Source organism: Ruegeria sp. CDSC045, from assembly GCF_059610725.1.
Genome location: NZ_JBXWOE010000002.1, coordinates 93456 through 119699 on the forward strand (window position 1 = coordinate 93456; position 26244 = coordinate 119699).

General features: G+C 57.3%; 24 protein-coding genes. 11 read left to right on the plus strand and 13 right to left on the minus strand.

Features of this window, described 5'->3' with window-relative positions; all coding sequences use genetic code 11:
- Positions 1-15: 15 nt before the first annotated feature.
- Genes AC2FH6_RS05620 through AC2FH6_RS05630 form a run of 3 tightly spaced genes read right to left on the minus strand, consistent with a single transcriptional unit; the run spans position 16 to position 4419 of the window.
- On the minus strand, positions 16-1050 hold the full coding sequence (locus tag AC2FH6_RS05620) for an ACP S-malonyltransferase (RefSeq protein ID WP_496701627.1): 1035 nt from the start codon (positions 1048-1050) through the stop codon (positions 16-18).
- A complete protein-coding gene (locus tag AC2FH6_RS05625; protein WP_496701629.1) occupies positions 1047-3239 on the minus strand; it encodes a dehydrogenase E1 component subunit alpha/beta in 2193 nt (730 codons plus the stop codon). Before AC2FH6_RS05625 ends, AC2FH6_RS05620 begins: the two co-directional genes overlap by 4 nt.
- A gap of 10 nt (positions 3240-3249) precedes the next feature.
- The gene (locus tag AC2FH6_RS05630) at positions 3250-4419 is read right to left on the minus strand and encodes a pyridoxal phosphate-dependent aminotransferase (protein ID WP_496701630.1); all 1170 of its coding nucleotides are present in this window, start codon (positions 4417-4419) and stop codon (positions 3250-3252) included.
- A 98-nt stretch (positions 4420-4517) separates the two neighbouring features.
- On the opposite strand from AC2FH6_RS05630, the gene AC2FH6_RS05635 reads away from it, so the two are divergent.
- Positions 4518-5411 carry a LysR substrate-binding domain-containing protein gene (locus AC2FH6_RS05635; protein WP_142635780.1) on the plus strand — a complete coding sequence of 298 codons (894 nt, stop codon included), beginning with the start codon at positions 4518-4520 and terminating at the stop codon, positions 5409-5411.
- A 55-nt stretch (positions 5412-5466) separates the two neighbouring features.
- Here the strand turns inward: AC2FH6_RS05635 and AC2FH6_RS05640 are convergent, their stop codons facing one another.
- Both AC2FH6_RS05640 and AC2FH6_RS05645 read right to left on the minus strand, forming a co-directional pair.
- The gene (locus tag AC2FH6_RS05640; protein WP_496701632.1) at positions 5467-6624 is read right to left on the minus strand and encodes an acyl-CoA dehydrogenase family protein; all 1158 of its coding nucleotides are present in this window, start codon (positions 6622-6624) and stop codon (positions 5467-5469) included.
- A 106-nt stretch (positions 6625-6730) separates the two neighbouring features.
- Positions 6731-7306 (minus strand): TetR/AcrR family transcriptional regulator, encoded by a 576-nt coding sequence (locus tag AC2FH6_RS05645; protein WP_496696234.1) that lies wholly within the window; start codon positions 7304-7306, stop codon positions 6731-6733.
- 296 nt (positions 7307-7602) lie between these two features.
- On the opposite strand from AC2FH6_RS05645, the gene AC2FH6_RS05650 reads away from it, so the two are divergent.
- From AC2FH6_RS05650 to AC2FH6_RS05680, 7 genes are all read left to right on the plus strand, one after another.
- Complete coding sequence (locus AC2FH6_RS05650; RefSeq protein WP_496691709.1) at positions 7603-8067, plus strand: nuclear transport factor 2 family protein; 465 nt, start codon at positions 7603-7605, stop codon at positions 8065-8067.
- Between the two features lie 12 nt (positions 8068-8079).
- Positions 8080-8700 (plus strand): pyridoxamine 5'-phosphate oxidase family protein, encoded by a 621-nt coding sequence (locus AC2FH6_RS05655; protein ID WP_496691710.1) that lies wholly within the window; start codon positions 8080-8082, stop codon positions 8698-8700.
- Positions 8701-8747: 47 nt separating this feature from the next.
- Entirely contained in the window at positions 8748-8909 is a 162-nt protein-coding gene (locus AC2FH6_RS05660; protein WP_496696238.1) for a hypothetical protein, read from the plus strand.
- Between the two features lie 103 nt (positions 8910-9012).
- Positions 9013-11493 (plus strand): heavy metal translocating P-type ATPase, encoded by a 2481-nt coding sequence (locus AC2FH6_RS05665; RefSeq protein ID WP_496701634.1) that lies wholly within the window; start codon positions 9013-9015, stop codon positions 11491-11493.
- Entirely contained in the window at positions 11490-11879 is a 390-nt protein-coding gene (cueR, locus tag AC2FH6_RS05670; protein ID WP_496700755.1) for a Cu(I)-responsive transcriptional regulator, read from the plus strand. The genes AC2FH6_RS05665 and cueR overlap by 4 nt, the downstream gene beginning before the upstream one ends.
- A gap of 97 nt (positions 11880-11976) precedes the next feature.
- Positions 11977-12849: an NAD(P)-dependent oxidoreductase gene (locus AC2FH6_RS05675; RefSeq protein WP_496701636.1), complete on the plus strand. Its 873-nt coding sequence runs from the start codon at positions 11977-11979 to the stop codon at positions 12847-12849.
- Positions 12850-12957: 108 nt separating this feature from the next.
- Positions 12958-16023 (plus strand): aminotransferase class III-fold pyridoxal phosphate-dependent enzyme, encoded by a 3066-nt coding sequence (locus AC2FH6_RS05680; protein ID WP_496701637.1) that lies wholly within the window; start codon positions 12958-12960, stop codon positions 16021-16023.
- 52 nt (positions 16024-16075) lie between these two features.
- Here the strand turns inward: AC2FH6_RS05680 and AC2FH6_RS05685 are convergent, their stop codons facing one another.
- Complete coding sequence (locus AC2FH6_RS05685) at positions 16076-16552, minus strand: hypothetical protein (protein ID WP_496701639.1); 477 nt, start codon at positions 16550-16552, stop codon at positions 16076-16078.
- Positions 16549-16716 (minus strand): hemin uptake protein HemP, encoded by a 168-nt coding sequence (hemP, locus tag AC2FH6_RS05690; RefSeq protein ID WP_142635762.1) that lies wholly within the window; start codon positions 16714-16716, stop codon positions 16549-16551. Before hemP ends, AC2FH6_RS05685 begins: the two co-directional genes overlap by 4 nt.
- Before the next feature lie 220 nt (positions 16717-16936).
- Between hemP and gph the strand changes: the two genes are divergently transcribed.
- The gene (gene gph / locus AC2FH6_RS05695; protein ID WP_496701641.1) at positions 16937-17602 is read left to right on the plus strand and encodes a phosphoglycolate phosphatase; all 666 of its coding nucleotides are present in this window, start codon (positions 16937-16939) and stop codon (positions 17600-17602) included.
- Between the two features lie 324 nt (positions 17603-17926).
- On the opposite strand, the gene AC2FH6_RS05700 is transcribed toward gph, so the two are convergent.
- From AC2FH6_RS05700 to AC2FH6_RS05720, 5 genes are all read right to left on the minus strand, one after another.
- Positions 17927-18682 (minus strand): ABC transporter ATP-binding protein, encoded by a 756-nt coding sequence (locus AC2FH6_RS05700; protein WP_142635758.1) that lies wholly within the window; start codon positions 18680-18682, stop codon positions 17927-17929.
- A gap of 9 nt (positions 18683-18691) precedes the next feature.
- Positions 18692-19447: an ABC transporter ATP-binding protein gene (locus tag AC2FH6_RS05705; protein WP_142635756.1), complete on the minus strand. Its 756-nt coding sequence runs from the start codon at positions 19445-19447 to the stop codon at positions 18692-18694.
- A gap of 9 nt (positions 19448-19456) precedes the next feature.
- The gene (locus tag AC2FH6_RS05710; protein WP_281995340.1) at positions 19457-20662 is read right to left on the minus strand and encodes a branched-chain amino acid ABC transporter permease; all 1206 of its coding nucleotides are present in this window, start codon (positions 20660-20662) and stop codon (positions 19457-19459) included.
- Between the two features lie 3 nt (positions 20663-20665).
- Positions 20666-21697 (minus strand): branched-chain amino acid ABC transporter permease, encoded by a 1032-nt coding sequence (locus tag AC2FH6_RS05715; protein ID WP_142635752.1) that lies wholly within the window; start codon positions 21695-21697, stop codon positions 20666-20668.
- Between the two features lie 96 nt (positions 21698-21793).
- Complete coding sequence (locus AC2FH6_RS05720) at positions 21794-23140, minus strand: substrate-binding protein (RefSeq protein WP_142635750.1); 1347 nt, start codon at positions 23138-23140, stop codon at positions 21794-21796.
- A gap of 759 nt (positions 23141-23899) precedes the next feature.
- Here AC2FH6_RS05720 and AC2FH6_RS05725 point away from each other — a divergent pair.
- Together AC2FH6_RS05725 and AC2FH6_RS05730 are read left to right on the plus strand one after the other, a co-directional pair.
- Positions 23900-24745, plus strand: a complete 846-nt coding sequence (locus tag AC2FH6_RS05725; protein ID WP_246097200.1) for a helix-turn-helix transcriptional regulator — start codon at positions 23900-23902, stop codon at positions 24743-24745.
- On the plus strand, positions 24745-25236 hold the full coding sequence (locus AC2FH6_RS05730) for an A24 family peptidase (RefSeq protein ID WP_496701643.1): 492 nt from the start codon (positions 24745-24747) through the stop codon (positions 25234-25236). The genes AC2FH6_RS05725 and AC2FH6_RS05730 overlap by 1 nt, the downstream gene beginning before the upstream one ends.
- A gap of 13 nt (positions 25237-25249) precedes the next feature.
- On the opposite strand, the gene AC2FH6_RS05735 is transcribed toward AC2FH6_RS05730, so the two are convergent.
- Positions 25250-26233, minus strand: coding sequence for a type II secretion system F family protein (locus AC2FH6_RS05735; protein ID WP_142635745.1), 984 nt, complete (start codon positions 26231-26233; stop codon positions 25250-25252).
- Positions 26234-26244 lie beyond the last annotated feature (11 nt).

Genomic DNA, 26244 nt, shown 5'->3' on the forward strand with positions numbered 1-26244 from the left:
CATTAGGACGCGGGATCAGGTCGTCGCAAGAGCCCTTTGATCCTCACGCCCCATCGCGATCAGGAAAGGCCGCGCCTCTTGCTGCGACTGAAACGCTGCCCGATCGCACATCCCCTGCCACCCGGCCAGAACCAGCGATTGCGCAACGGCACCGCCCAAAGTCGCTCCGGGGCCTGTCACGATGAACAGGTCAGGCGCGAATTCGCGCGCGGCGGTCTGGATTGCGTGGGTGAAGTCATAGGCCGCGGTCACCTGATGCCCCAGGGTGTAATCCCACAGTGCCTGCGTGTCCGTCGCACCCGGCCACCAGATTTTGCCACGCCCGTCGATCAGAGGCCGGTCAGGCTGTTTGAACAGCTCCGCACCAAGTTGCGTGCGCCCTTCCGCAGCCACCGGAGCTTGAAGGTGGGTGTGAAATGCGGCGTGATTTGCCAACCTCATGGGGAACCTGTCTTGCACACTCGGCCACGATGCCTCGAACGCGCGCAAGCCCTCTTCGTTACCCGCTAGAACCAGCATTCCGCCCAAATCAATCGACAATGCCAGCACCTGACCGTCCTGCGCGTTGATCTGCGCCACATCGGCCAGCAATTCAGCCTTACGCTGTGGGTCATCCGCCCAGCTATTGTCTGTGAATGGGTATACGAGCTGCCCACCAATTAGGTGGTCCTGCATCAGCGTCCCCATTGTATTCACCACACGAAAGCCATCCTCGGGCGACACCGCGCCTCCGGCGGCCAAGGCGATGTACCAGCCCATCGAGTTGCCGGTGACGGCGACCACCTCAATGTCATCAGCAAGCGCCTGAGCATCGGCCAAAGAGGCCGCATAAATCAGGGGTGAGGCCACATCACCGCGCGAGTACTTACTGACCGTGAACCGATCAGCACCGTCCAGCGCCGTGACTGCCGCTTGCCCCGCATTGGCACGGATGGCGTCAAAATTGCCAAACATCTGCATCCGGCTTGCGTGATGTCGGTGCAAATACCCCAGCTCGGCCTTGTTATAGGTGCCCCGACCCGGGCAGATCACGACGGCAGTGCGGGTCATGAGCGGTTTCCAGTCAGATTGAGCGCAGCGGCGACAATATTATCCATTGACGGCAATGGCGCAGCATATGCAGGCCCGGTCGCGATAAAGCTGTCTTCTGCCACTACGCGGGCGATTGGTGTGTCGGGGCTTTCTTCGACGAAGAAAGTTGTCAGCGCCTCTGACTGGCTTCCGGTCCGGCGGCATTCGTCAACGACCAGAATATGCGCACAGGTTTTGGTGGCCTCGCGCAACGCTTCTGCAGGTAATGGAGCCAACCATCGCATGTCGATAATCCGGGTTCGGATTCCTGCGGCCTCAAGTTCGGGCAAGGCTTGCTGCGACAGGTAGTGGCCGTTGCCATAGGTCACAATCGCCAGATCGGTGCCGTCCCCCTGTACCCCGACCTCGCCCAGGCGGATGCTGCGATCCGGCGAAGGATAGGTCGTCATCCATCCGGCATCTTGTGCCTGATGGAGGTCGCGCATCGGATAAAGCGCGATGGGTTCCAGGAATACTACAACGCGTTGTTCTTCGCGCGCCAGCCTTACGCATTCGCGCAGCATCTGCACCGCGTCCGCACCGGTCGAAGGGCAGGCAATGATCACACCGGGAATATCGCGCAGTACTGCCAGCGAGTTGTCGTTGTGGAAATGCCCCCCGAAACCCTTCTGATATCCCAGCCCGGCGATCCGCAGGACCATCGGGTTGGTGAATTGCCCGTTCGAGAAAAACGGCAAGGTCGCGGCCTCGCCCCTGATCTGGTCCTCGGCATTGTGCAAATAGGCAAGAAACTGAATTTCAGGGATCGGGACAAAGCCGTTATGCCCCATACCGATGGCCAGCCCCAGAATGGACTGTTCGTCCAACAGCGTGTCGATTACCCGATCCGGGCCGAACCGCTGTTGCAGCTTTTGGGTCACGCCATAGACGCCACCCTTGCGTCCCACATCTTCGCCCATACACACGATCTCGGCGTGTTCCAGCATCAGATCGGTCAGTGCCCAGTTGATCAGACGACTCATCGGCTGGGGATCGTCCATCGCGCGCATGTCGCCGCCAAAAGCGGCTGCACGGGCCTCGGCCCCCGGACCATTGGTGGGTTTGCAGTCGCGCTTTGGCGGGATCAAGCTGGCCATGACTTCGGACGCGGTGGTCAGATGCGGGCGGGTCACGGCCTCTGCCGCGATCCTGTCGGTGCGGGCGCAGGTATCCTGATATATCTTCAGCGCCTGATCCGACGATAGCGCCCCGGCCTGTTCCAACAGCCGCACCGAATGCAGCAGCGGATCATTTGCCTCATCAGCTTCGACTTCGGATTTCGCCATATAGGTCGTCGGGACGTCCGCCCCCGCATGGCCATAAAGCCGAACGGTTCTTAGATGCAGGAAAGCCGGTTTGCGCCGAGTGCGCACGTATTCCGCTGCCTCTTTCGCAACCGCATAGGTTTCGAAAATATCCAAACCGTTGGCCTGAAAATATTTGATCCCCGGCCGGTGCTGCATCGACGCTTGAACCCATCCCTTTGGCGTTCTGACCGAGATACCGATCCCGTTATCCTCACAGACGAACAACAGGGGCAAAGGGGTCGACTGTACGCTGGTCCACCCCGCCGTATTGATCGCCCCCTGCGCAGTCGAGTGGTTGGCCGATGCGTCCCCGAAGGAACACATGGCGATCCCGTCCGCAGGCAGCTCACGATGCTCGGGCGGGTGCCGCCGCGCCGCGCCAATCGAATAGGCCGCACCCACGGCCTTGGGCAGATGGCTGGCGATGGTCGAGGTCTGCGGCGGGATCATCAGCGCCTTTGAACCCAGCACCTTGTGCCGGCCACCCGAGATCGGGTCCTCTTTCGAGCAGGCGAAACTCAGCAACATATCCCAGGCGATTTGCTGGCCCGGCACTTGTTCGGAACGTGCGATCTGAAAGGCGGCATCCCGGTAGTGCAGAAACGCGATATCCGTGGGCCGCAGCGCGTGGGCGACAGCCGCCATGCCTTCGTGGCCGGACGAGCCGATCGTGTAGAACCCCTGCCCCGCCTTCTGCATCGCGCGGCTGGTCCGGTCCAACGCCCGGCTGAGAACCTGCGACCGGTACAGCGACACCGCCTCGGTATTGCTAAGTCCGGGGCGCGGGGCTGCGCCGTCAGGCAGGTGGCCTTGCGCCACACGTGTCAGGAAATTCTCATGAACGATCTGAGCGCGATCCATGGCGGCCCCTCTACTTCAATCTGGCGGTCGCAACAGAAATGCGCCGCAACCCTTCTTGCAGGCTTTCGGTGGCGTAAGCAAAAGAAAGCCGCAGATGGCCCGGCAAACCAAAGGCACGCCCCGGCACCAGTGCCACCCCGACTTCGTCCAGCAGATACCGGCAGAATTCGTGATCGACTGGCATTTCAGCCGGTGTTTTGGGAAAGACATAGAACGCGCCATCCGGAACGGCGCATTCCAGACCGGCGGCATTCAACCCCTCAACCACAAGATCACGGCGCGCCCGCATTGCCTGCAGGCGTTCGCCCAAAAGCGTTTGCGGCCCGGTGATTGCAGCCAGCGCTGCGGCCTGCGCGATGGAACATGCGCCAGATGTAATCTGTCCCTGAACAGCGATCATCGCCTTGATCAGGGGGGACGGCCCGATGCCCCAACCGATCCGCCACCCGGTCATCGAATATGCCTTGGAAACCCCGTTCACGGTCAGCACCCGATCCGCCAGATGCGGCAGGGCCTGAACAAAGGGCGTGAACGGGACATAGGACAGATGCTGATAAATCTCATCCGAGATCACCCAGACATGGGGATGCCTGTCCAAGACGCGGCCCAACGCCTGCAGTTCCGATTCTGTATAGACGGCGCCGGTCGGATTTGAGGGAGTGTTCAGCAAAAGCCAACGGGTGCGCAGCGTAATCGCGGCCTCAAGCTGTGCGGGGGTCAGTTTGAACCCCTGAGACACAGGACAGTCCAGAACGACCGGAACTCCGCCGGACAGTCTGACCATATCCGCATAGCTGGTCCAGAACGGCGCGGCGGTGATCACCTCATCCCCGGGGTCCAGCGTTGCCATCAGCGCGCCCGACAAAACCTGTTTGGCCCCGGTTGAGACGATCACGTTTTGCGACTGCACACCGGCGTCCTCGGCTATGGCCGCCCGGAGGTCCGGCGCCCCTGCCGTCGCCGGGTACCGTGTTTGCCCGGCCAGCGCCGCTTGATGAGCCGCTTCGACCACATGTTCAGGGGTCGGAAAATCAGGCTCGCCGGTACTGAGCGCGACCACATCGACACCCTGCGCCTTAAGGCGCGCAGCCTGCTCAGAGATCTGAACAATCTCTGACAACTCAATCCCGCGCAGCCTGTCTGCACGCCTAAAACTATCTGCTGCGATTTCCCTGGACACTGCCAACGTCTCTCTTGACCAAAATATTCATTTGGTATCGGGCTGGCGGGCCCTAAAAGCCAGTGATATTCCATCCGAAAGGTATGAGGAATTATCATATGATCGCCCCCCGTCGTTTTCTGCCGTCTATCCCCTCTCTGCTGGCACTCGAGGCCGTTGACCGCCTTGGCAGTGCTTCAGCGGCAGCGGAAGAGCTTTCGCTGACCCAAAGCGCCATCAGCCGACAGCTCAAGTCGATGGAGGAACAGCTGGGCATCGAACTGATCCAGCGAACCCAGATGCGGCTGCAGCTTACCCCGGCGGCAAAAGAATACGTTCAGGTCGCGCGCAAAAGCTTGCACCAACTGGCGCAGGCCTCCCTAAAACTCAGAGCCAATCCGACCGGAGGATCGCTGAACCTGTCGATCCTGCCGGCGTTTGGGATGCATTGGCTGGCGCCGCGTCTTCAGGACTTTGCTCGCCGACATCCCGAGGTGACCGTCAATCTGAACACCCGGCTTCGCCCCTTCGATTTCGAAACGGAACATTTCGACGCCGCGATTCATTTCGGGCGTCGAGATTGGCACGGCGTCAACTACCTGCCGATCATGCGTGAAAATGTTGTACCGGTTTGCGCTCCGGAAATTCTGCCCAAAAACCCGGAACAGATTGACTGGCTAATGAATGCCCCGCTGCTGCACCTGGAAACGCGCCCTGATGCCTGGGAGCAATGGTTTGCCGCACAAGGGCTTGTGGCATCAGGGCTTGGCGGCATGTTGTTCGACCAATTCTCGACCATGGGACAAGCCACAATTCATGGGCTTGGGGTGGCGCTGCTGCCCAGCTATCTGGTCGAAGACGACCTGAAAACCGGGCGACTCGTTCCCGCCTGGAAAGGCCCGGGCGTCAGTCTGGGCGATTTCTTTCTGGTCTGGCCGCAATCCCGGGTGGCATCCGAGCCGCTGAAGTCGTTCTGTTCTTGGCTGCAAGGCCAAGTCGACCAAATCTCGTGACCGGGCCATTCCGACCACCCTAGAAAACTGCGGGGCGGGAGCGTTCCGAACAGGATTATGTGTCCAACGACCGAGCGATGAGTTCCTTCATGATCTCATTTGTCCCGCCATAGATCATCTGAACCCGCGCATCCGCGTAAAGCCGAGCAATCGGATATTCCATCATGAACCCATAGCCACCAAACAGCTGCAGACATTCGTGCATGATCTCATTCTGCACCTCAGACCCCCAGTATTTGGCCATCGACGCGGTCGATGCATCCAAAGTTCCAGCCTCAAGCCGGGCAATACAGTCGTTGACAAAACTGCGCAGCACTTCGGCCTTGGTTTTACACTCGGCAAGCTTGAAGCGGGTATTCTGGAAATCCATCACGCGCTGACCGAAGGCTTTGCGCTCCTGCGTGTATTTCACTGTTTCGGCAATCGCGAAATCAATCGCACCCAGGGCACCGATTGCAATCGTCAGGCGTTCCCAGGGAAGTTGCCGCATCATCTGGTAAAAACCCTGCCCCTCTTCCGCACCAATCAGGTTTGTCATCGGGACCTTGACGTCCTCAAAGAACAGCTCGGCCGTGTCATTGGACTTCATGCCCAGTTTCTTGAGGTTCCGCCCCTTGCGGAACCCATCTGCGCCCTGCGTTTCGACCGCGACCAACGATACCCCTTTCGACCCTTGGGTCTTGTCGGTCTTTGCGGCCACAAGGATCAAGTCCGCAGATTGCCCATTGGTGATAAAGATCTTGGACCCGTTCAGACAGTATGAGTTACCGTTCTTTTCCGCAGTTGTGCGGATCGACTGCACATCGGAACCGGTTCCGGGCTCTGTCATGGCCAGCGCGCCGATCATCTCGCCCGAGGCGAGTTTCGGCAGCCATTTCAACTTTTGATCTTCGCTGCCATAAGCGGTGATATAGTGGACGACAATCGACTGGATCGCATAGCCCCAACCGGAATCTCCGTGCGAGGTCTGGGCGTACATGGTCAGAGCATCAAATCCCATGCCACCACCGACACCACCGTGTTCTTCGGTGATCGCGCCAGCCATCAGTCCCATGTCACCGGCCTTGCGCCAGAACGCACGATCAACAACCCCGTTTTCGGTCCAGCGCTCGATATTGGGCACCAGTTCGTCCTGCATGAAACGGTCCGCCATTTCGGCAAACATCTGGTGCTCTTCTGACACCCAGCTGGATGTAGGGGTAATAAGAGACATTGCGCATCCTCCAAGATCAACTTGCTGCCAGCGTAATTTGGACCGCCAAGTAATCCAATGCGTTGGATGAAACGCTACGCAACGTCTTTTGGAAGATTTCGCCGGGTCACGGGATCGGTGCGGCCAACGCGTTTTCCAGCAAGACCCGCGCTGCAGCTTTGGCATCTTGCGCGGGATCACAGCTTTTCAACAGAACCGCCGTCACGATTGCCCCTTCTTTCAGCAGAAGAATCTGACATCCCAGGCTTTCAGGGTCGAAGGCACCGGCTTTGCGGGCCAGATCCGTGAAATATTCCAACAACAACCGCTTGTGCTCCGCCGCCTGCACGTGGATCGGGTGCTCTTTCTCCTGGAACTCGGCGCCAGCCTTGATGAACATGCAGCCGCGAAACCCGTCTTCGGCGAACCACTCGCCCAGTGCATCAAAGCTTGAAATCAACTGGTCCGCAGGGGTGTGGGCCAATTCCTCGACACGACGCATGAACCAGTTGCGGAAATTCTCGTCCCGCAGACGCAAAGCCGCCAGAATCAGATCTTCCTTGGTGCGGAAATGTTTGTACATCGAAGTCTTCGACACACCCGTCTCAGCCACCAGCTTGTCCATGCCGGTCGCATGAAAACCGTCACGATAAAAGACCTTCAGGGCCTTGCGGACCAGCTCATCCCTTTTGTTTGGGCGCATGATTCGCCTCCTATACGTACCGATCTGTACATAATTGTACCCTCCATAATCCGCAAGGGCCACCAATGTTCAGGAAATTCTCTTTATTTTCCACCTGGATAGAGAAAAATTTTAGATATTTTACAGGCACCCCTTGCAAAGAGGTACCGATCAGTACACCTTTACGACACGATGTACCGATCAGTTAACCATGGAGCCGTCATGAAACGCCGTACCAGCCCCTTCAACCGCCAGTACATCCCATTTCTGTTGACCCTTGCGCTGCTCGCTGCATCGCTAACCTGAAGGATCATGACATGAGCCGCCCCCCTCTGCCGCCATTCACTGCTGAGACCGCTACACAAAAGGTCCGCATGGCTGAAAATGCTTGGAACAGCCGCGATCCGGATATCGTGACGCCCGCCTATACCGAGGACAGCCAATGGCGGAATCGGGCGGAGTTTGTCGCGGGCCATGCTGAAATTCACGCGCTTTTGACCCGCAAGTGGAGAAATGAGCAGGAGTACCGGCTGATCAAAGAACTCTGGGCCTATTCGGAAAACCGTATTGCCGTGCGCTATGCCTATGAATGGCGGAACGACAGCGGCCAGTGGTTCCGCTCATATGGTAACGAGAACTGGGAATTCGATAGGGATGGTCGGATGGCCAAACGTCATGCCTCGCTGAACGACCTTCCGATCAGGCAACAGGATCGGGTTTTCCTTTGGCCTCTTGGTCCGCGCCCTGACGACCATCCCGACCTGTCTGATCTGGGCCTGTAGAAAGGACCTATTATGCCACGTGCTTTTTCCAAACTAACCTTCACGCCTGCCGTTCTCATCCATCAAGAAAGGATGGGATCGGCAAAAACCTATGCGAAATTCCTGGAAAGCGGCCCTGTGCAGGGTCACGAAATCAGAGCCGCCGAAAAAGAGTTCATCGAGGCCCGCGACGGGTTCTACCAATCAACCGTGTCCGAGACCGGCTGGCCATATGTGCAGTATCGTGGCGGACCCGCGGGGTTTTTACGAGTACTTGATGCGCAGACCATCGGGTATGCTGATCTTTCGGGCAACAAACAGTATATCTCGCGTGGGAATTTGGATGGCAATGACCGGGTTGCGCTGATCCTGATGGATTATGCCAACCAGCGACGCCTGAAAATACTTGGGCGTGTCGAAATTGCCGAAGGCGCTGCGGCGGCTGCCAGCCTCTCCCCCGAAGGCACCCAGACCCCGGCAGAGCGCGCCGTCATTATCAAGGTCGAAGGTCTGGACTGGAATTGCCCAAGTCACATTACCCCACGATTCACCGAGGCCGAGCTGCGCCCCCACCTGAACGAATTGGGCCAGCAGCTGGCCCAACTTCAGGCGGAAAATGACCGGCTGAAACGGGAACTGGAAAATAAGAAATAAGCCCCAGTGCCAAGCATTCCCCAACTTGTGGTTTAAGGACTGACATCATGATAACGTTAACGCTGCACCGAGCCTTCATAGTCCTGTTTGGTTTCGCTTTGTCGATTGCCTTTCTTATGCTGGGATTTTTCGCATCTCCCGAAGCTGTTCGGACATCCCCGCCCGCGCTTTATAATTCGCTGCTGCTGGAAAAACTGACCCAAGACTAAGAACCGTACGGCCCCCGAAACAAGAGATTGTGCCTAAATCATGATCTCTGCCCTTGACCTTCCTGTGACTGGAACCCCCATCTAGGGTTGGAAACAGGACAGGATGAGTCGATTGGCCACCCCACATGCTATCAGACTGAAGGTCACCGAAATGAGCTGCGCATCCTGCGTAGGCCGCGTGGAATCTGCGTTGCGCAATGTTCCCGGGGTTACCGAGGCTTCGGTCAACTTCCCAACCGAGACCGCACAGGTCACTTATGACGGGCCGATCAGCGACCTGACCGGCGCGCTGGACAAAGCTGGTTATCCGGTGTCAGTGGCAGAAGCCGTTCTGCAGATTGACGGAATGAGTTGTGCTTCTTGCGTCGCAAGGATTGAACGAGCACTCTGCGCAGATCCGGCCGTCATAAGTGCTCGGGTCAACCTGGCCACTGAAACCGCGACCATTTGTTTTGCCGACGGGGCAACTGATCCTGTGAAGCTGGCGCAGCTAAGCACCAAAGCGGGCTACCCGGCGCACCCTTCCAGGATGGCCGAAAGCAACGATGAGAAACCGGGCGAAGCCTCTGCGCTGATCCGCACCACCCTGATCGCTGCAACGCTGGCTTTGCCCGTGTTTATACTCGAGATGGGCGGGCACATGATCCCAGCCTTTCACCACTGGGTTCAGGCGACAATCGGGATTCAGACCAGCCATCTCATCCAGTTTGTGCTGACATCGGTTCTGCTGATCGGCCCCGGAAGGGTGTTCTATGCCAAGGGTATCCCGGCCTTGCTGCGCGGGACACCTGATATGAATGCGCTGGTCGCGATGGGAACCGGTGCCGCCTATCTGTATTCCGTCCTGGCCACCTTTGCGCCTCAGGTTCTGCCGCAAGGCAGTGCAAATGTGTATTACGAGGCCGCCTCGGTCATCGTGGTCCTTATCCTGCTGGGTCGCGCGATGGAGGCGCGGGCAAAAGGCCGGACCGGGGCCGCTATTCGCAAACTGGTCGGGCTTCAACCGAAAACAGCCCGGCTAGAACAGGACGGGGGCACGGTCGATCGGCCCATATCCGAAATCCTGGTTGGCGATGTGCTGCAGATCCGACCCGGAGAGCGCGTCCCAGTGGATGCTCAAGTGTTGGACGGCACCTCATACGTTGATGAAAGCATGATTACCGGCGAACCCGTTCCTATAGGGAAATCGGCCGAAGATCAGGTGATAGGGGGCACGGTCAACGGCACGGGCGCGCTGCGCGTGCGCGCCACGCGGGTTGGGTCCGAAACGGTGCTGGCACAGGTGATCCAGATGGTTCAGCAAGCTCAGGGTGCCAAGTTGCCGATACAGGGGCTGGTCGACCGGATCACGGCGTGGTTTGTTCCCGTTGTGATTGGCGTTGCCCTACTGACCATTGCGGTCTGGCTGGTCTTTGGCCCCGCTCCTACCTTGCCGATGGCATTGGTCGCAGGGGTTTCGGTTTTAATCATTGCCTGTCCTTGCGCCATGGGGCTGGCGACTCCGACTTCGATCATGGTGGGGACTGGGCGAGCCGCCGAACTGGGCGTCCTGTTTCGCAAAGGTGATGCGTTACAGCAGTTGCAACAGGCTAAGATCATCGCTTTGGACAAGACCGGGACGCTGACACTGGGGCGTCCTGAACTGGCGAATGTTACGACCACGAATGGGTTTGAGCGCGATACTGTTCTGCGGCTGGCCGCTGCGGTTGAGGCGCGGTCCGAGCATCCGATTGCCACGGCGATCACGCGGGCCGGACCGGCGGACCTGCCCTCGATCTCCGGCTTTGAATCGCTAACAGGGCTGGGTGCGCACGCGTCCGTTGATGGGCACGATCTGTTGATCGGCTCACCCAGATTAATGGCGCAGAACGGCATTGATCTATCCGCGTTGAGCCAACAGGCCGACCAGCATGCCGCCGAAGGGGCGACACCTGTGTTCGTCGCGATCAACGGTCAGGCTGCGGCACTTCTTACGGTCTCGGATCCGGTCAAACCGGGCACGATCGAAGCTTTGCACAGGCTGCACACTATGGGCCTGACGCTGGCGATGGTCACCGGGGACAACGCCCTAACTGCGCAGGCTTTGGCAAACAAGCTGGACATTGACCATGTTACAGCCGAGGTCCTGCCGGACGGAAAGCTCGCCACAATCAACGCCCTGCGCGACCAGTTCGGAGAGCTGGCCTTTGTCGGTGACGGGATCAACGACGCCCCGGCATTGGCTGCGGCGGATGTCGGCATTGCAATCGGAACTGGCACGGATGTGGCGATTGAAACGGCGGATGTGGTGCTGATGTCGGGCGATCTGCGCGGGGTCGCCAATGCGGTTGAAATCAGCCGCCGGACTATGGGCAATATCCGTCAGAATCTGGGCTGGGCGTTTGGATATAACGTTTTGCTGATCCCCGTCGCCGCCGGGCTGCTGTATCCTTTTGGCGGCCCGCTTCTTTCCCCGGTTCTGGCGGCCGGAGCCATGGCTTTGTCCAGCGTCTTTGTCGTCACAAACGCGCTGCGTCTTCGCAGGGTTCGCGCCAGCCTGCCCGAGGGATCACATACGGCGGCTCCACAAATGGTGACGTCATGAATATCGGCGACGTTTCCAACCAAACCGGTCTCCCTACCAAGACCATCCGCTATTACGAAGATATCGGACTGATCAAACCCCTGCGCGATGATAATGGCTATCGCCGGTTCCGCAGTCAGGATGTGCACAAACTGAACTTTTTGGGCCGGGCCCGCGCATTGGGATTTACGATCGAAGATTGCCGGACCCTGATGGCCTTGTATGAGGATGAATCCCGCGCAAGTGCAGATGTGAAGAAGGTTGCCCGCGCGCATATGGTCCAGATCGAAGCGAAGATTGCCGACCTTAATGCGATGCGCGATACGTTGGGTCATTTAATTGACGCCTGCGCCGGCGACGACAGGCCTGATTGTCCGATCCTGAAGGATTTGGGCGGACAACCCTGACACGGGGTTGCCCTTTGTCTTCAGCTTTGCTTTGTCTCTGCCAAACAATCCGGCTTGCGGCGTCTGACCGGACCCGGACAGCAGAGAGGTTCACCAAATGGCAAAAGTTGCGTTCCTTGGTTTGGGTGTCATGGGATATCCAATGGCCGGCCACCTGCAGGCTGCAGGTCATGAGGTCACGGTTTTCAACCGAACCACCGCTAAGGCCGAGGCTTGGGTCGCCCAATATGGCGGCTCAATGGCCGCTACCCCGCGCGAGGCGGCTAAGCGAGCCGAGTTTGTCATGGCTTGTGTGGGCAATGATGATGACCTTCGCATGGTCTGCACCGGCGACGATGGCGCCTTCGGCGCAATGTCCAGCGGCGCGGTTTTCGTCGACCATACGACCGTCTCCGCAAAGGTAACCCGAGAGCTTTATGGTGCCGGGAAAACTGCAGGAATCGCTTTTGTAGATGCGCCGATCTCGGGCGGACAGGCCGGTGCCGAAAACGGCGTTCTGTCGATCATGTGCGGGGGGGATCAGGCTGCCTATGACGCGGCCGAGCCCATTATGCAGGTCTATTCCAAAATCTGCCGCCGCATTGGGGACAGTGGCGCCGGTCAGATGACCAAGATGTGCAACCAGATCGCCATTGCCGGACTGGTTCAGGGCCTCAGCGAGGCGCTGCATTTTGCCGAAAAAGCCGGGCTGGATGGCCGGGCGGTTGTGGAAGTGATCAGTCAGGGGGCCGCAGGAAGTTGGCAGATGGCGAACCGCTATGAAACCATGTTGGACGATCATTTTGAGCACGGTTTCGCGGTGGACTGGATGCGCAAGGATCTGGGAATTTGCTTGGATACCGCAGATGAAACAGGGGCATCCCTGCCGGTGACGGCTTTGGTTGATCAGTTCTATAAGGATGTGCAGAAAATGGGCGGGAATCGGTGGGATACGTCCTCGCTTATTAAACGGTTGCGCGCATTGGGGTAACGGGAAAAGGGGGCTGTCTGCCCCCTCTTGGCCCGCAGGGCCATTTCACTCCCGAAGATATTTTTAGCCAGATGAAAAGGACCCCGGTTTACTGGGACAGGGTTTCAAATGAACGACATCATCGCATTTTGGGCTGATGCTTTGCAGCAAAATTGGGGGCTGGACGCGCGGCTGACCCGATTGGACGGCGAATACGATCTTAATTTTCTGGTCCGGGCAACCAACGGACAGGATTATGTTCTGAAAGTCATGCGCCCCGGATGCGAAGCAGAGCTTGTGGACCTCCAGGTCAAAGCCTTAGAACATATCGCCTCAGAAGCACCGGGGCTGCCATTTCCTACAGTGTTTCCCGATTTGCAGGGGGATTATCTGCCCAGGATCGAAGATCACGAGGGGGGACCGCGCCTTGTTTGGTTGCTGGAATGCCTGCCTGGGCAATGCTATGCGAAATCGGCACCCAAATCCGAAGAGTTGATCCTAAAGCTGGGTCGCGTTCTGGGTGCTACAGACCGCGCATTAGAGCGGTTCACGCATGAGGGTTTGGCCCGGGGCGATTTCAAATGGAATCTGACGCAGGCAGGGTGGATCGAACAGCATCTGGACACCGTTAGTAGCCCCGCACGGCAGGCAGTGCTGGCCGAGATATGTTCCGAATTCAATGCGATATCAGACAAGTTGGCAGGCTTGCCCAGTCAGGCGATTCATAATGACGCCAATGACTATAACGTTCTGGTCGAAGCAGAGCCTGGCCAGCGCCTGGGGGTGTCGGGCTTGATTGACCTTGGCGATATGTGTGCCGCGCCACGCGTTTGCGATCTGGCGATTGCCGGGGCCTATATCGTATTGGATCATCCGCAACCCGAACGCGCATTGGCGGCACTGGTGCGCGGCTATCAGGCGGCAAACCCCCTGCGCGCGGACGAAGTCGATCTGATCTGGCCTCTCTTGCGGATGCGACTGGCTGTGTCGGTTGTGAACTCGACCCTGATGGCCCTTGAAAACCCGGATGATCCTTATGTCACCATCAGTCAGGCGCCGGCCTGGCGGTTTCTTGAGGACCAAAACGTCAACGGCGGATTGATGCCAGCGCGCCTGCGCGTCGCCTGTAGTCTGCCGGTCACCGATGGGGCCGAACGCATCCACGCCTATCTGTCCGCGCATCGCGGTCAATTCGCCGAGATGTTTGGACAGGGTCTAAAAGATGTGCCCATTGGCTCGCTATCGGTCGAAAACTCGGTGTGGCCGCAAAACCCATTCCACATGCCCCTGGCCGAGGCGGCACGTGTTGGCGAGGAAAATGGCACAGACTTCTGGTTGGGATATTACAATGAACCCCGCCTGATTTACGCAGAGCCGGGGTTCCGCAAAGGGCCATGGAAAGCTTCGGACCGACGCACCGTGCATCTAGCGGTGGATGTGTTCGCGCCTTCCAGCACTGTCCTGAATGCCCCGATCAGTGGCCGGGTCGAGGCGGTCGAGAACCGCGACAGTCACCTTGACTATGGCGGGGTGGTGATCCTGCATCACGAAACACCCCAAGGCGATCCGTTCTATACACTCTACGGACATTTGGATCCCGAGGTCTGCGACAGGCTGAACCCGGGCGATCCAGTCGCACAGGGAGCGGCTTTTGCACGGCTTGGGGATGTCACACAGAACGGGGGCTGGGCCCCACATGTACATTTCCAGCTGGCCCTGACTACGAACGGGATGCAGGCCAACTGGCCGGGTGTTGGCGACCCTGACGAGCTTGAACTGTGGCACGCCGTCTGCCCGAATCCGGCGGCTCTGCTGAACCTTCCCGATGACAAGGTGTTCTATCGGCCGACCGATAAACAGGCGATCCTGCAGGGACGGCAGGACCACTTCGGAGGCAACCTGTCCCTGACCTATGACGATCCAGTCATGCTGGTACGCGGTTGGAAGCATCACCTGTTTGACGAATGGGGTCGCCCTTATCTGGATGCGTATAACAATGTACCCCATGTGGGCCACGCCCACCCGCGCATTCAGGCTGTCGCAGCAGATCAGCTCAAGCGGATGAATTCCAACACCCGGTATCTGCATCCGGCCCAGACGGCTTTTGCCGATAAGGTTCTGTCCAAGCTGCCCGATCACCTCGAGGTCTGCTTCTTTGTGAATTCCGGCACCGAAGCCAATGAGCTCGCCCTGCGGCTGGCCCGCGCCCATACCGGCGCCAAAGGGATCGTGACGCCCGATCATGGGTATCACGGCAATACCAACGCCGCGGTGGCAATTTCGGCCTATAAGTTCAACAAACCGGGCGGAGTTGGTCAGGCGGATTGGGTGGAACTGGTTGAGGTCGCGGATGACTACCGAGGGTCTTTCCGGCGCGACGACCCCGATCGCGCCCAGAAGTTTGCAGATCTAGTGGACCCAGCGATTGCAGCCCTACAGGACAAAGGTCAGGGCGTTGCCGGTTTCATTGCCGAGACCTTCCCTTCAGTTGGCGGGCAGATCATACCACCCAAAGGCTATCTGCCCGCGGTTTATGAGAAAATCCGCGCCGCTGGGGGTGTCTGCATCGCCGACGAGGTGCAGACAGGTCTGGGGCGTCTGGGCAAATATTATTTCGGCTTTGAGCATCAAGGCGCGCTGCCGGATATCGTGGTCATGGGCAAACCCATTGGCAACGGTCATCCATTGGGCGTTCTGGTTACTACCAAAGAGATCGCCCGCAGCTTTGACAACGGGATCGAGTTCTTTTCGACATTTGGCGGATCGACCCTGTCCTGCCGCATCGGCAAAGAAGTTCTGGATATCGTCGATGATGAAGGCTTGCAGGACAATGCCCGCCTGATGGGCGACAGGTTGATGACAGGCCTGCGTCAGATCGAGACCGATTTCGGATCTGTCGGTGATGTGCGCGGCATGGGCCTGTTCGTTGGAGTCGAACTGATCAACCCCGATGGCTCTGAGGGCCGTGAGATCTGCAAATATGTCAAGAACCGGATGCGCGACCACCGGATTCTTATTGGCAGCGAAGGCCCAAAGGACAGCATCCTGAAAATTCGCCCGCCGCTGACGATCGAAGCGGAAGATGTGGACATGATCCTGTGGGCATTACGGGATGTGCTGGCAGAAGTTGGTGATTACAGCCCGCCACCCTCATGCGATCATGACCATCACCACGCAGGGTGCGGCTGCTGCTGAGGGCACGGAACCCCGGCGCGCATACGCCGGGGTTCTGCACCTGCCCTGCTGCTTAGTGCAGCGTGGCAGTGGGGTTCTGATGTCTTGAGGTTGGCATCGGGATCGAGACCGTCATGCGTCGCAAAGCCAGCCCTAATTCCTCAGACAAAGCGGCCAATGCGGGGGCAAAATCGGGACGGACGATCAGGGACGCCATCATCATAGCGTCTTCGCGCGCGCCTTCTGATGCCGCCGCAATCATCTGGGCGAAACAGTTTTCATCCGCGCCAAGGCAGGCACAGCCCAACCCATGCCGGATCAGCGGGCGCCGCCCGTGATGGGCACAAAGCGAGCACAGCCGGTCCAGCGTCAACATCGCTGCCCGGCCCTGATCCGTACCCAGGGCGATCTGAAAGTCCTGCGCCGCATCCATACGCGTTTGCATTCCGTCCCCCCAGAGGCGCAGATACATGACCGCACCGGCCTCGACAGGGTTTAGGTCGGACAGACGACCAACGGTCGCGCCACCCCGGGCTACAGGCGCGCTCATTTCGTCAGGATCAGTTTGCCCGCGCGCGTGATGCGCAGGGTGTACAGCTGATCGCCCAGCTCGATATGGGCCAGATTGCCCCCTTTGGTCAGATCTTCAGCCTTATGTGCAGGCAGCATTGATACGGCAAAAGACTGGCTGGGATTCGGGTTCTGAACATTCATCAGGATCACTCCGGAGGGTTTCAGGCAATGCGCCTTATCGGTTTACTTTTCGGGTATCTGGCTGGCCCGATTCCGGGGTTGCTGACGGCTTGAAATATAATCTGATTATTTTAGTCAGGTATGTCAAGCCTCAATATCCCACTCTCGCAACCGGGTTGAATTGCACTGCCTGAACACACCAGTTAGGACTTGCGGTGCAGCTTCAGAGGCAAGGATTTCAATGAGCGCTACAATTATGTTCGATTTGGACGGAACACTGGTCGACAGCCTTCCGGACATCACCGCCGCTGCGAATGCAATGCTGCGGGACACTGGTGTCCCGCCCCTGCCCCAGGACACGATCAAACAATTCGTCGGCAATGGCCTCCCGAAATTGGTAGAACGTATGATGTTTCATTGCGACCTGCCTATGGATCGCCATGCCGAGCTATCGGAACTGACGCTGACCCACTACAACGCAGCCTCCAGCGACAAAACCGTCGTTTACCCTGGCGTGGCCGAAGCGCTTGAACAGCTGCGCCAGATGGGTTGTGTTCTGGGTGTTTGTACAAACAAACCCAAAGCACCGGCTGACCATGTTCTGAAGTCGATGGGCCTGACCCATCATTTCGATGCCACCCTGGGTGGTGACAGCCTGGCCACGCGCAAACCAGACCCAGCCCATCTTGAGGCAAGTTTTAGCGCAGTGGCCGCTATAGGTCCGCGCCTGTTCGTGGGTGACAGTGAGGTCGATGCAGAAACCGCTGAACGGGCCCAGGTGCCCTTTTTGCTATTCACGGAAGGCTATCGGAAAAGCCCGGTTTCTGAACTGTATCATACCTGTAACTTCGCCGACTGGCACGAAGTGCCTGCGCTCGTAAGTGAGCTTTTGGGGGAATTGGGTTGATGTCCCCCAACTAGTGAGGGGCCGGCCGAGGGGGTAAGTAGCCAGCCCCTCAAGGGGGAAAAGTGGTAGGTCCTTGGAAACTCCTTGGATGATTTGAAGTTAACGAATCGCTCCAATCAAAGATATAGGGGGTTTCCCGTAGCCCTAGATAGAGTATTGAAATTAAATAATAAATTATCCGTAAATTCTAGAAATTCGTTGAATATTGTCATTTTCCGTTGGTGACCTGGACCCAGGACACCGCCAATCGAAAGCTGAACAACGAAAACGGGCGGGGATGAACACCCCGCCCGACGGTTCAGAACAATTTCTGAATCCGCATGTTCAGATTGCCAGATATTCCTCGCGCAGCTGTGGATTCTCTAACACCTCGCTGGCGGCTCCATCAAACACGATGCTGCCCGTATCCAGAATGATCGCACGGTCCGCCAATTCCAGGGCGCGCACCGCGTTCTGCTCGACAATGATCGTGGTCATACCCTGCTGTTTGACGTGAAGCAGAGTCTTTTCGATCTCATCCACGATCACCGGGGCAAGCCCTTCATAGGGTTCATCCAGAAGCAACACCTTGATGTCCCGTGCCAAAGCCCGCGCAATCGACAGCATCTGCTGCTCTCCGCCAGACAGGGTAATGCCTTCTTGCTTGCGGCGCTCACCCAGCCTTGGGAACAGCTCATAAAGCCGTTCCAGCGACCAGCCGACAGGTGGAGCGATCTGGGCGAGTTGCAGGTTCTCTTCGACCGTCAGACCGGGGATGATACGGCGATCCTCGGGCACAAGGCCAAGGCCTGCGGCGGCAGCCTCATAGCTGGTCATTTTGTGCAGCGGCTTGTGATCCAGCCAGATCTCACCATGACGCACCTCGGGGTCACTGACCCGCGCGATGGATCTGAGCGTCGAGGTCTTGCCAGCACCATTCCGGCCCAGCAGGGCCAGAATTTCACCTTCGTGCACGTTAAAGCTGACGCCCTGCACGATATAGCTTTCGCCATAGTATGAATGCATGTCCCATACGGACAAAAACGCAGGGGCGGTGCTGGCCATATTGGCGTTTTTCGAAAAGTCAGGTTTCTCGTTCATTGCTTTTCCTTACGCGGCCTCACCCAGATAAGCTTCGCGAACCTTGGGATGCCCGCGGATGTTTTCTGGCGTATCTTCGACCAGAGGTGTTCCCTGCGCCAGAACGGTGATGCGCTCGGCCAGGCTGAACACCACATGCATGTCATGTTCAATGATGGCGATGGTAATGTCACGCTCGTCCTTGATCTGTTTGAGCAGGTCGATCGTGTTGTTGGTATCTGCCCGGGCCATCCCGGCGGTGGGTTCGTCCAGCAAAAGCAGGCGCGGGTTCTGGCTGAGGCACATGCCGATCTCAAGTCGTCGCTTGTCCCCGCGTGACAGCGATGCCGCGTGCATCTCGCGTTTGTCAGCCATGTTCATCTCTAACAGCATCGCCTCGGCCTGCTCGACAATCGCCTTTTCACTGGAGATGGTTTCATAGGCGTGCATCCGAAACGCGCCGTCCCGCATCGCAAAGATCGGGATCAACATGTTCTCCATCACAGTCAAATCGCCGAAAATCTCGGGCGTCTGGAACACACGGCTGATACCCATCTGGTTGATCTGATAGGGTTCCAACCCCAGAACAGAATTGTTGTCGAACAAAACAGAACCGGTATCCGGCATCAGCTTTCCCACCAAACAGTTCAGCAAGGTTGACTTGCCCGCACCGTTCGGGCCGATGATCGCGTGGACCGAGTTTTCTTCGACGTTGAGGTTCACATCCGACAGCGCCTTGAGGCCACCGAAGCGTTTGCTGACGTCTTTGACTCGTAGAATTGCCATGGTGCCCCCTTATTCCGCTGGCTCGGTTTTGCCCTTCGGTGCATCATCGGCGCCCGGCTTCTTACGCTTGAACCAGCCCATCAGCCGCTGACCACCTTCAACCAGCCCACCCGGCAGATAGATCACCACCAGCATGAACAGGATACCCAGCGTCAGGTGCCAACCCTTGCCGATGAACGGATGGATCAGGAACACAACCGCGTCCTCAATCCCATCGGGCAGGAAAGCGAACCAGCTGTGCAGAACATTGTCGTTGATCTTCGAGAAGATGTTTTCGAAATACTTGATAAAGCCTGCTCCCAGTACCGGCCCGATCAGGGTCCCTGTACCGCCCAGAATTGTCATCAGTACCACCTCGCCCGAGGCGGTCCATTGCATCCGTTCGGCCCCCGCTAGCGGGTCCATCGCGGCCATCAGCCCCCCCGCCAGACCGGCATACATGCCCGAGATCACAAAGGCCGCCAGCGTGTAGGGTTTGGAGTTCAGGCCGGTATAGTTCATCCGCTGCTGGTTGGATTTCACCGCCCGCAGCATCATGCCAAAGGGCGAGCGGAAGATGCGGATAGAGAGATAGAACACCGCCATCATGATCACCGCACACAGGTAATAGCCCGCGTTAAAGTCAAAGCTCCAGGCACCCACATCCAACGTATAGGTCGCGCGCATGGGAATGCCGAACAGATGCGGTAGGTTTGGCGCGCTGGCCGATTGCAGGATCTGCGGATCGTCCGCATAGACCTGCAAGCCGGTCTCACCATTTGTCAGGTTGAATTTTGGGTTCGAAAGCACCGAATAGGCCAGCGCAAAGCTCATCTGTGCAAAAGCCAGCGTCAGGATCGAGAAATAGATGCCCGACCGACGCAGGCTGACAAATCCGATCAGCAGCGAAAACAATCCAGCAACCAGAACGCTGAGTGCGATGGCCGGAATGACGTTATAGCTGAGCAGTTTGAACATCCACACAGCGGAATACGACCCCACCCCAAGAAAGGCCGCATGGCCAAAGGACAGGTATCCGGTCAATCCAAACAGAATGTTGAAGCCGATCGCAAAGATCCCAAAGATCACGAACCGCTGCATCAAATCGGGATAGCCCGCGTTGAACTGCGCCATGGCGCTGCCTTCGGGGAACGGGTTCAGGATAAAGGGCGCCAACAGGGTCAGTATGGCGACGATGATCAGCAGGCTGGTATCTCTCTTGTTCAGTCCCAACATGGCTTATTCCTCCATCACGCCTTTGCGCCCCATCAACCCGCGTGGACGGGTCAAAAGCACGATGATGGCGACAAGGTAGATGATGATCTGGTTGATGCCGGGGATCGTGGTCGTGGCCCAGGTGGTCGACGCAAAGCTTTCGAGCACGCCCAGCAGGAACCCGGCCAGAACCGCGCCCGGCAATGAGCCCATCCCCCCCACAACCACAACCACAAAGCTGAGAACCAGAAAGTCCATGCCCATGTGATAATTCGGGGGGTTGAGCGGCCCGTACATCACCCCGGCAAGACCCGCGACCGCGGCCGCAATCCCGAACATGATGGTAAACCGCCTGTCGATATTTATCCCCAGCAGGCCCACCGTTTCACGATCTGCCATGCCAGCCCGCACGACCATGCCAAAGGTTGTGAATTGCAGGAACGAGAACACCGCTCCGATAATGCCAACGGCAAACCCGAAATAGACCAGCCGCCAGATCGGATAGATGATGGCGTTGGGATCGAATCCAACCATGATGCCAAGATCAACAGACCCACTCAGCATATCGGGGGGCGGGGTCTGGATCGGATTGGCACCGAAGAAATATTTGATGATCTCCTGCAGCACGATCGCCAGGCCAAAAGTCACAAGGATCTGATCCGCATGAGGGCGCTTGTAAAAATGTTTGATCAGCCCGCGCTCCATCACATAGCCGACAAACAACATGATCGGGATCGCGAACAGGACAGCCAGAGGAACGGACCAATCTATGATTGACGCGCCAATCTCGGGGCCGAACCAGGCCTCAATATACGGGGTTTCAACCTTCAGCGGGTTGCCCAGAAAATCTTTCTGACTTTCATCAAGGGTCACGTAGCTCAAGTTAAAGAGTTTTTGCAAAGACACCGCGCAGAACGCGCCAATCATGAACAGCGCCCCATGGGCAAAGTTCACAACTCCAAGCGTTCCGAAAATCAGCGTCAGGCCAAGCGCGATCAGCGCATAAGCCGACCCCTTGTCCAACCCGTTCAGAATTTGCAGAAGAATGGCGTCCATAGTCCCCACCTTTGGCCTGTCCAGTGGACTCCCCCATAGGCGGGAGAGCCCGTTTTCTAGGTCAGAGAATTTTCTTCGAAAATTCTCGCGCTTGTGTTACGCGCCCGGATTGCATTTACCCAGTTCGCCACCGGCAAACATCGGGTGCTCGGGATCGTATTCGACCTGCGCGCGTGGGGTGATCTCGACGATCTCCAGCGTGTCATAGGCGTTGGTCGGGTTCTCGTTGCCCCGCACCACCAGCACATCCTTGAAGCACTGATGATCCGCGCCACGATACCATGTCGGTCCGTTGCCCAGACCGTCGAACTCAAAGTCTTCCAGCGCTTCGGCGACACCACAGGGGTTGAAGGTACCCGCCCGTTCACACGCATCCGCATAGAGCAGAACCTGCGCATAGCAGGTCTGAGCCGAATTGGACGGCGGCTTGCCGTATTTCTCACCAAAGGATTTCACAAAGGCCTTGGTGCCTTCGTCTTGCAGCTGCCAGTTCCAGTTCATCGAACCCAGCACGCCCTTGATGTTCTCGCCAGCACCAGCAGCCATCAATTCGGAATACAGCGGCACGACAATCTTAAAGTCTTTGCCGTTGGCCACCTTGTCGAGTAGACCGAACTGAATCGCATTGGTCAGCGAGTTCACCATGTTACCGCCATAGTGGTTCAGAACCAGCACATCCGCGCCCGAGTTCAGAACCGGCGCGATATAGGACGAGAAGTCCGTCGACGCGAGCGGTGTTTTGACCGTGTTGACCGTTTCCCATCCCAGGGCTTCGGTCGAGGCCACAATCGACTCTTCCTGAGTCCAGCCCCAGTTGTAGTCAGCGGTCAGATGATAGGCCCGGCGTTCACTGCCCATTTCGGCAGCAAGAACCGGCGCCAGAGCAGCGCCCGACATGTAAGCATTGAAGAAATGGCGGAAACCGTTCGCCTTCTTGTCCTTACCGGTCGTGTCGTTGGCATGGGTCAGGCCAGCCATGAAGATCACGCCCGCTTCCTGACACAGACCCTGAACTGCGACAGCCACGCCCGAAGACGAGCCGCCGTTGATCATGATCGCACCGTCTTTTTCGATCATCGACTTGGCCGATGCGCGTGCGGCGTCCGATTTGGTCTGGGTGTCGCCGGTTACGAACCCAACCTTTTTACCAAGAATCCCGTTCCCTTTCAGGGCCTTGGACGTAAAGGTGTTCAGGCAACCGCCATCGCCCTCACCGTTCAGATGCTCGACTGCAAGCTGCTGTGCCAGCAGTTCATCATTACCCTCTTCTGCATAAGGCCCGGTCTGCGGAACATTGAAACCCAATGTGACAGACGACCCAGAAGGTTCGTTAGTATATGCAGCAGCCGACGATGCGGTAAAAATCGTAGGTAGGGCCAGACCGGTACCGGCAACAGCACCAGACTTCAGCACGCCGCGGCGTGTGACAGATTTATTAGTCATTCATTCCTCCCAGTTCCCTGTTTTACGTCTGTTGGCTCCTCTTCCAGCAAACGATTGCGCAGGTTTACGCACCGCGAGTATGGCGGGGGTTCTGAAAATTTCTCAATAACCTATTCAAAAAGCAGCTATGTTATGTAAACAAATGAACACCTAGGTGCGGATTTTTGTAAATTCTTAAACATCTTATGCTTCTTAAGAATTGAAATTAAAAGGTATTATTTGAAAACATGCGGGTGATCGCCATGCAGGCAGTGCCGCTCTGCTCGGCAAGCAAGAAGTTGTTGCTAAATCAAAAGGAGAGCCCGGGCCGCATGATACAGCTCAGATGGTCACCGGGACGAGCTGACTTCCCCTGCAGATCAAGCCGTTTGAACCTGGATTCTCAAACCCGAAGCATCGTGCAAATCAAGAATTGTGACAAATTGAAAAACGGTTAATCCCTCCACGGCTGCATCGGTGAATACAGGCAACCGCCCGACCAACCGACGACCAAACAAGCGCAATAACCTTACAAAAAAGGCATAAACCGCTACGCTTCGCCCCGTATTCCGCGAATAGTTCAAAGAAATAGTCCGCGGATTTTGTGCAGTTTGTTTACTGAAACGCGACGAATTGATCGTACATAATTAGGTTAATGATTTTTTAGATGAGTTTTAGACGATTATATAGAACTATAGGAATGTAAAGAATCGGTAGGAGGTTGCGCACTCTTATATTGCAAATGCGCGTTTATGTTTGTTCGAGTACAGGTTGTTATCTATGGTCCGGGGGAATGCTCAGAGCGCTGCGTGGTTGCCAAACGCGCTTCATGCCAGAGCCATCATTAATTTCATTCATTGGAGCCAGGCAGGCGTCGTTCTTGATGCCGCGCTTGAAGGTATCGTCAAAGCATTTGGCGCCGATTGTGCTGTCATCAGCCGTGTGTGGCTGAACAAAGGGGCCCATCGTGTTGCCGCACGGGCTGACACACGGGATCCAAAATTCCAAAGACCATTGTTTCATTCTTTCGCCAACGACGCCCTCGGCCCGTTTCGGAACAAACCAAAACGCGCCTCGGTGTTTAGTCTGCGAGATGACGGGGCAGACCCCAGTGATATCTCCGCAGTTTTGTTGGATTGGATGTCGCACCGCAAGCTGGATGACATTCTGTTCATATGCCTGGACCATAACGGCGGCGAAATCGACTTTCTGGAACTTCATTTCGGGCAGAGTTCCGAACCCGGTTACCGCGAAGCTATTGAACAGGTGGCTCCGCAACTATCCGAGACCTATCAGGCCCGCCGAGCCGGACTGATCACTGAATCATTGTCTCGGCAATCAGTCACCGCACTCAGAAAATCATACAGTGAAGCACCTATTCTCAGCACCGAGAACCCAACGGGCCTGACCCGTGCCGAATGGCGTGTTTGCGTTCTTGTTTCACGCGGGCTGTCGCCTCAGTCCATTGGTGCCGAACTTGAGATCGGACCAGCGACAGTTCGCACGCATCTCAAGCATATCTATTCAAAAACGGCGCTGGACACCTTCCACATGCTGGCCCGGCGCTTGGTATCGGTAGAAGAGCGCGAGGCCCTTTTTGGGAAACCTGGCCAGGCACGTGCCTGATGCCTGAACTGGACTGGCAGTCCTGGCTGACATTGTGGGTATTCACACCGCTGTTCGTAATGATCGCCTGGACGGATTTCACCCAAATGCGCATCCCTAACCTGTACTGCCTGCTGGGCGGTGCAGTCGTGCTTGTGACCGCGCCGTTTCCGGATTGGAACCAACTGCTGCTGCGCCTTCTTGTGGCCGCAGCGTGTTTTGCGATTTGTTTCGGTCTGTTTGCAGCGGGTTGGCTGGGCGGTGGCGACGCCAAGATATTGCCAATCGTATTTGCCGCAATTCCGGTCCCGGTCGTATCGACCTATCTGCTAATACTGGCAGGCTGCATGGCAGCGGGGCTGATCGGAATGTCGCTGTTTCGGCGCTTCGCCCGACAAACTTCCTCGCATATCAAGTCGACCGCCCAGTCGCGCGAATTTCCTCTTGGAATCGCTATCGGATCATCCGGGGTGATCCTTGCAATCTGGTCGGCTACTGCGCTTTGGTTCTGACCATGTCAGCGTTTTAGGGGCCAAACGCATCCATATAACGGATCACGATCGGGGCCAGGATCAGCCCAGCGATTGCAGGCAGCATAAAACTGGCCATAACCGCCGACATTTGGACAGGCAACTTGTTGGCCTTTTCCTGTGCCCGCACCTCGCGCAGTTCACGCATTTCTTCGGCATAGGTGTTCAAAGCCGCAGCCAGGGGAACGCCAAACCGGGTCGATTGCAGCACAACACTTACGAATGAGCTCATTTCCTCGATACCTGTTCGACGCGCCATACGCATCAGCGCGGTATCTCGGTCACGCCCTGCCTGAATCTCGGAAAGCGCAATCAGCATCTCTTCGGACATTTCCGGCGCGACAAGCTGCATTTCGACCGCCACTTTCAGCAAGGCCTGATCAAAACCGAGGCCAGCCTCGATACCGATCTGAAGCAGATCCAGCATGTTCGGAAACGCATTTTCCATCAGACGCTTGCGCTCTTTGATCCGGGCGCCCATCCATAACTGCGGTATGAGATACCCGATTCCGCACAATACGCCGACATTCCGGATAATCTCGAACGCGTTCAGGCTGGACGTATATTCCGCGATCCGCGCACCCAAGTTGTTTGCCGGTTGCCAGGACATCAGGAAGAGGAAGGCCAGCGGCAGGAACGTCGCCAGCCCCAGACGGATAAGATAGAAATTCACGATTGCGTTTTTGCTGCGAAATCCGGAACGCGCCAACACTTGCCCAACTTCGAAACGTACACTGGCATCGCTGGGTATCAGGGCCGCACTCAACCCTGTCGGCGCTTCGCCCTCGACTTTTTCAGGAACTGCCCGTGACAAAGCCTGACGTGGTCGGCTTGACACCATGCGCTCTGCGGCTGTGGACCGTTCGCTAAGCGAGGACGAGATACCAAGAAACGCTACGACCGCACCTATCAGCACACAACCCAGAACCAGGATCTGCGTTGATAACTCGCTATCAAAAATCGAACTCAAATACTCCATCGAATACGCCT

Coding starts and splice junctions, on each gene's coding strand:
- AC2FH6_RS05680 (WP_496701637.1), top strand. CDS start 12,958: ATGAACGACATCATCGCATTTTGGGCTGATGCTTTGCAGCAAAATTGG.
- AC2FH6_RS05720 (WP_142635750.1), bottom strand. CDS start 23,140: ATGACTAATAAATCTGTCACACGCCGCGGCGTGCTGAAGTCTGGTGCT.
- AC2FH6_RS05650 (WP_496691709.1), top strand. CDS start 7,603: ATGAGCCGCCCCCCTCTGCCGCCATTCACTGCTGAGACCGCTACACAA.
- AC2FH6_RS05665 (WP_496701634.1), top strand. CDS start 9,013: ATGAGTCGATTGGCCACCCCACATGCTATCAGACTGAAGGTCACCGAA.
- AC2FH6_RS05675 (WP_496701636.1), top strand. CDS start 11,977: ATGGCAAAAGTTGCGTTCCTTGGTTTGGGTGTCATGGGATATCCAATG.
- AC2FH6_RS05715 (WP_142635752.1), bottom strand. CDS start 21,697: ATGGACGCCATTCTTCTGCAAATTCTGAACGGGTTGGACAAGGGGTCG.
- AC2FH6_RS05625 (WP_496701629.1), bottom strand. CDS start 3,239: ATGGATCGCGCTCAGATCGTTCATGAGAATTTCCTGACACGTGTGGCG.
- AC2FH6_RS05700 (WP_142635758.1), bottom strand. CDS start 18,682: ATGAACGAGAAACCTGACTTTTCGAAAAACGCCAATATGGCCAGCACC.
- AC2FH6_RS05710 (WP_281995340.1), bottom strand. CDS start 20,662: ATGTTGGGACTGAACAAGAGAGATACCAGCCTGCTGATCATCGTCGCC.
- AC2FH6_RS05725 (WP_246097200.1), top strand. CDS start 23,900: ATGGTCCGGGGGAATGCTCAGAGCGCTGCGTGGTTGCCAAACGCGCTT.
- AC2FH6_RS05640 (WP_496701632.1), bottom strand. CDS start 6,624: ATGTCTCTTATTACCCCTACATCCAGCTGGGTGTCAGAAGAGCACCAG.
- hemP (WP_142635762.1), bottom strand. CDS start 16,716: ATGAATGTTCAGAACCCGAATCCCAGCCAGTCTTTTGCCGTATCAATG.
- gph (WP_496701641.1), top strand. CDS start 16,937: ATGAGCGCTACAATTATGTTCGATTTGGACGGAACACTGGTCGACAGC.
- AC2FH6_RS05660 (WP_496696238.1), top strand. CDS start 8,748: ATGATAACGTTAACGCTGCACCGAGCCTTCATAGTCCTGTTTGGTTTC.
- AC2FH6_RS05735 (WP_142635745.1), bottom strand. CDS start 26,233: ATGGAGTATTTGAGTTCGATTTTTGATAGCGAGTTATCAACGCAGATC.
- AC2FH6_RS05730 (WP_496701643.1), top strand. CDS start 24,745: ATGCCTGAACTGGACTGGCAGTCCTGGCTGACATTGTGGGTATTCACA.
- AC2FH6_RS05705 (WP_142635756.1), bottom strand. CDS start 19,447: ATGGCAATTCTACGAGTCAAAGACGTCAGCAAACGCTTCGGTGGCCTC.
- AC2FH6_RS05685 (WP_496701639.1), bottom strand. CDS start 16,552: ATGAGCGCGCCTGTAGCCCGGGGTGGCGCGACCGTTGGTCGTCTGTCC.
- AC2FH6_RS05635 (WP_142635780.1), top strand. CDS start 4,518: ATGATCGCCCCCCGTCGTTTTCTGCCGTCTATCCCCTCTCTGCTGGCA.
- AC2FH6_RS05655 (WP_496691710.1), top strand. CDS start 8,080: ATGCCACGTGCTTTTTCCAAACTAACCTTCACGCCTGCCGTTCTCATC.
- AC2FH6_RS05620 (WP_496701627.1), bottom strand. CDS start 1,050: ATGACCCGCACTGCCGTCGTGATCTGCCCGGGTCGGGGCACCTATAAC.
- cueR (WP_496700755.1), top strand. CDS start 11,490: ATGAATATCGGCGACGTTTCCAACCAAACCGGTCTCCCTACCAAGACC.
- AC2FH6_RS05645 (WP_496696234.1), bottom strand. CDS start 7,306: ATGCGCCCAAACAAAAGGGATGAGCTGGTCCGCAAGGCCCTGAAGGTC.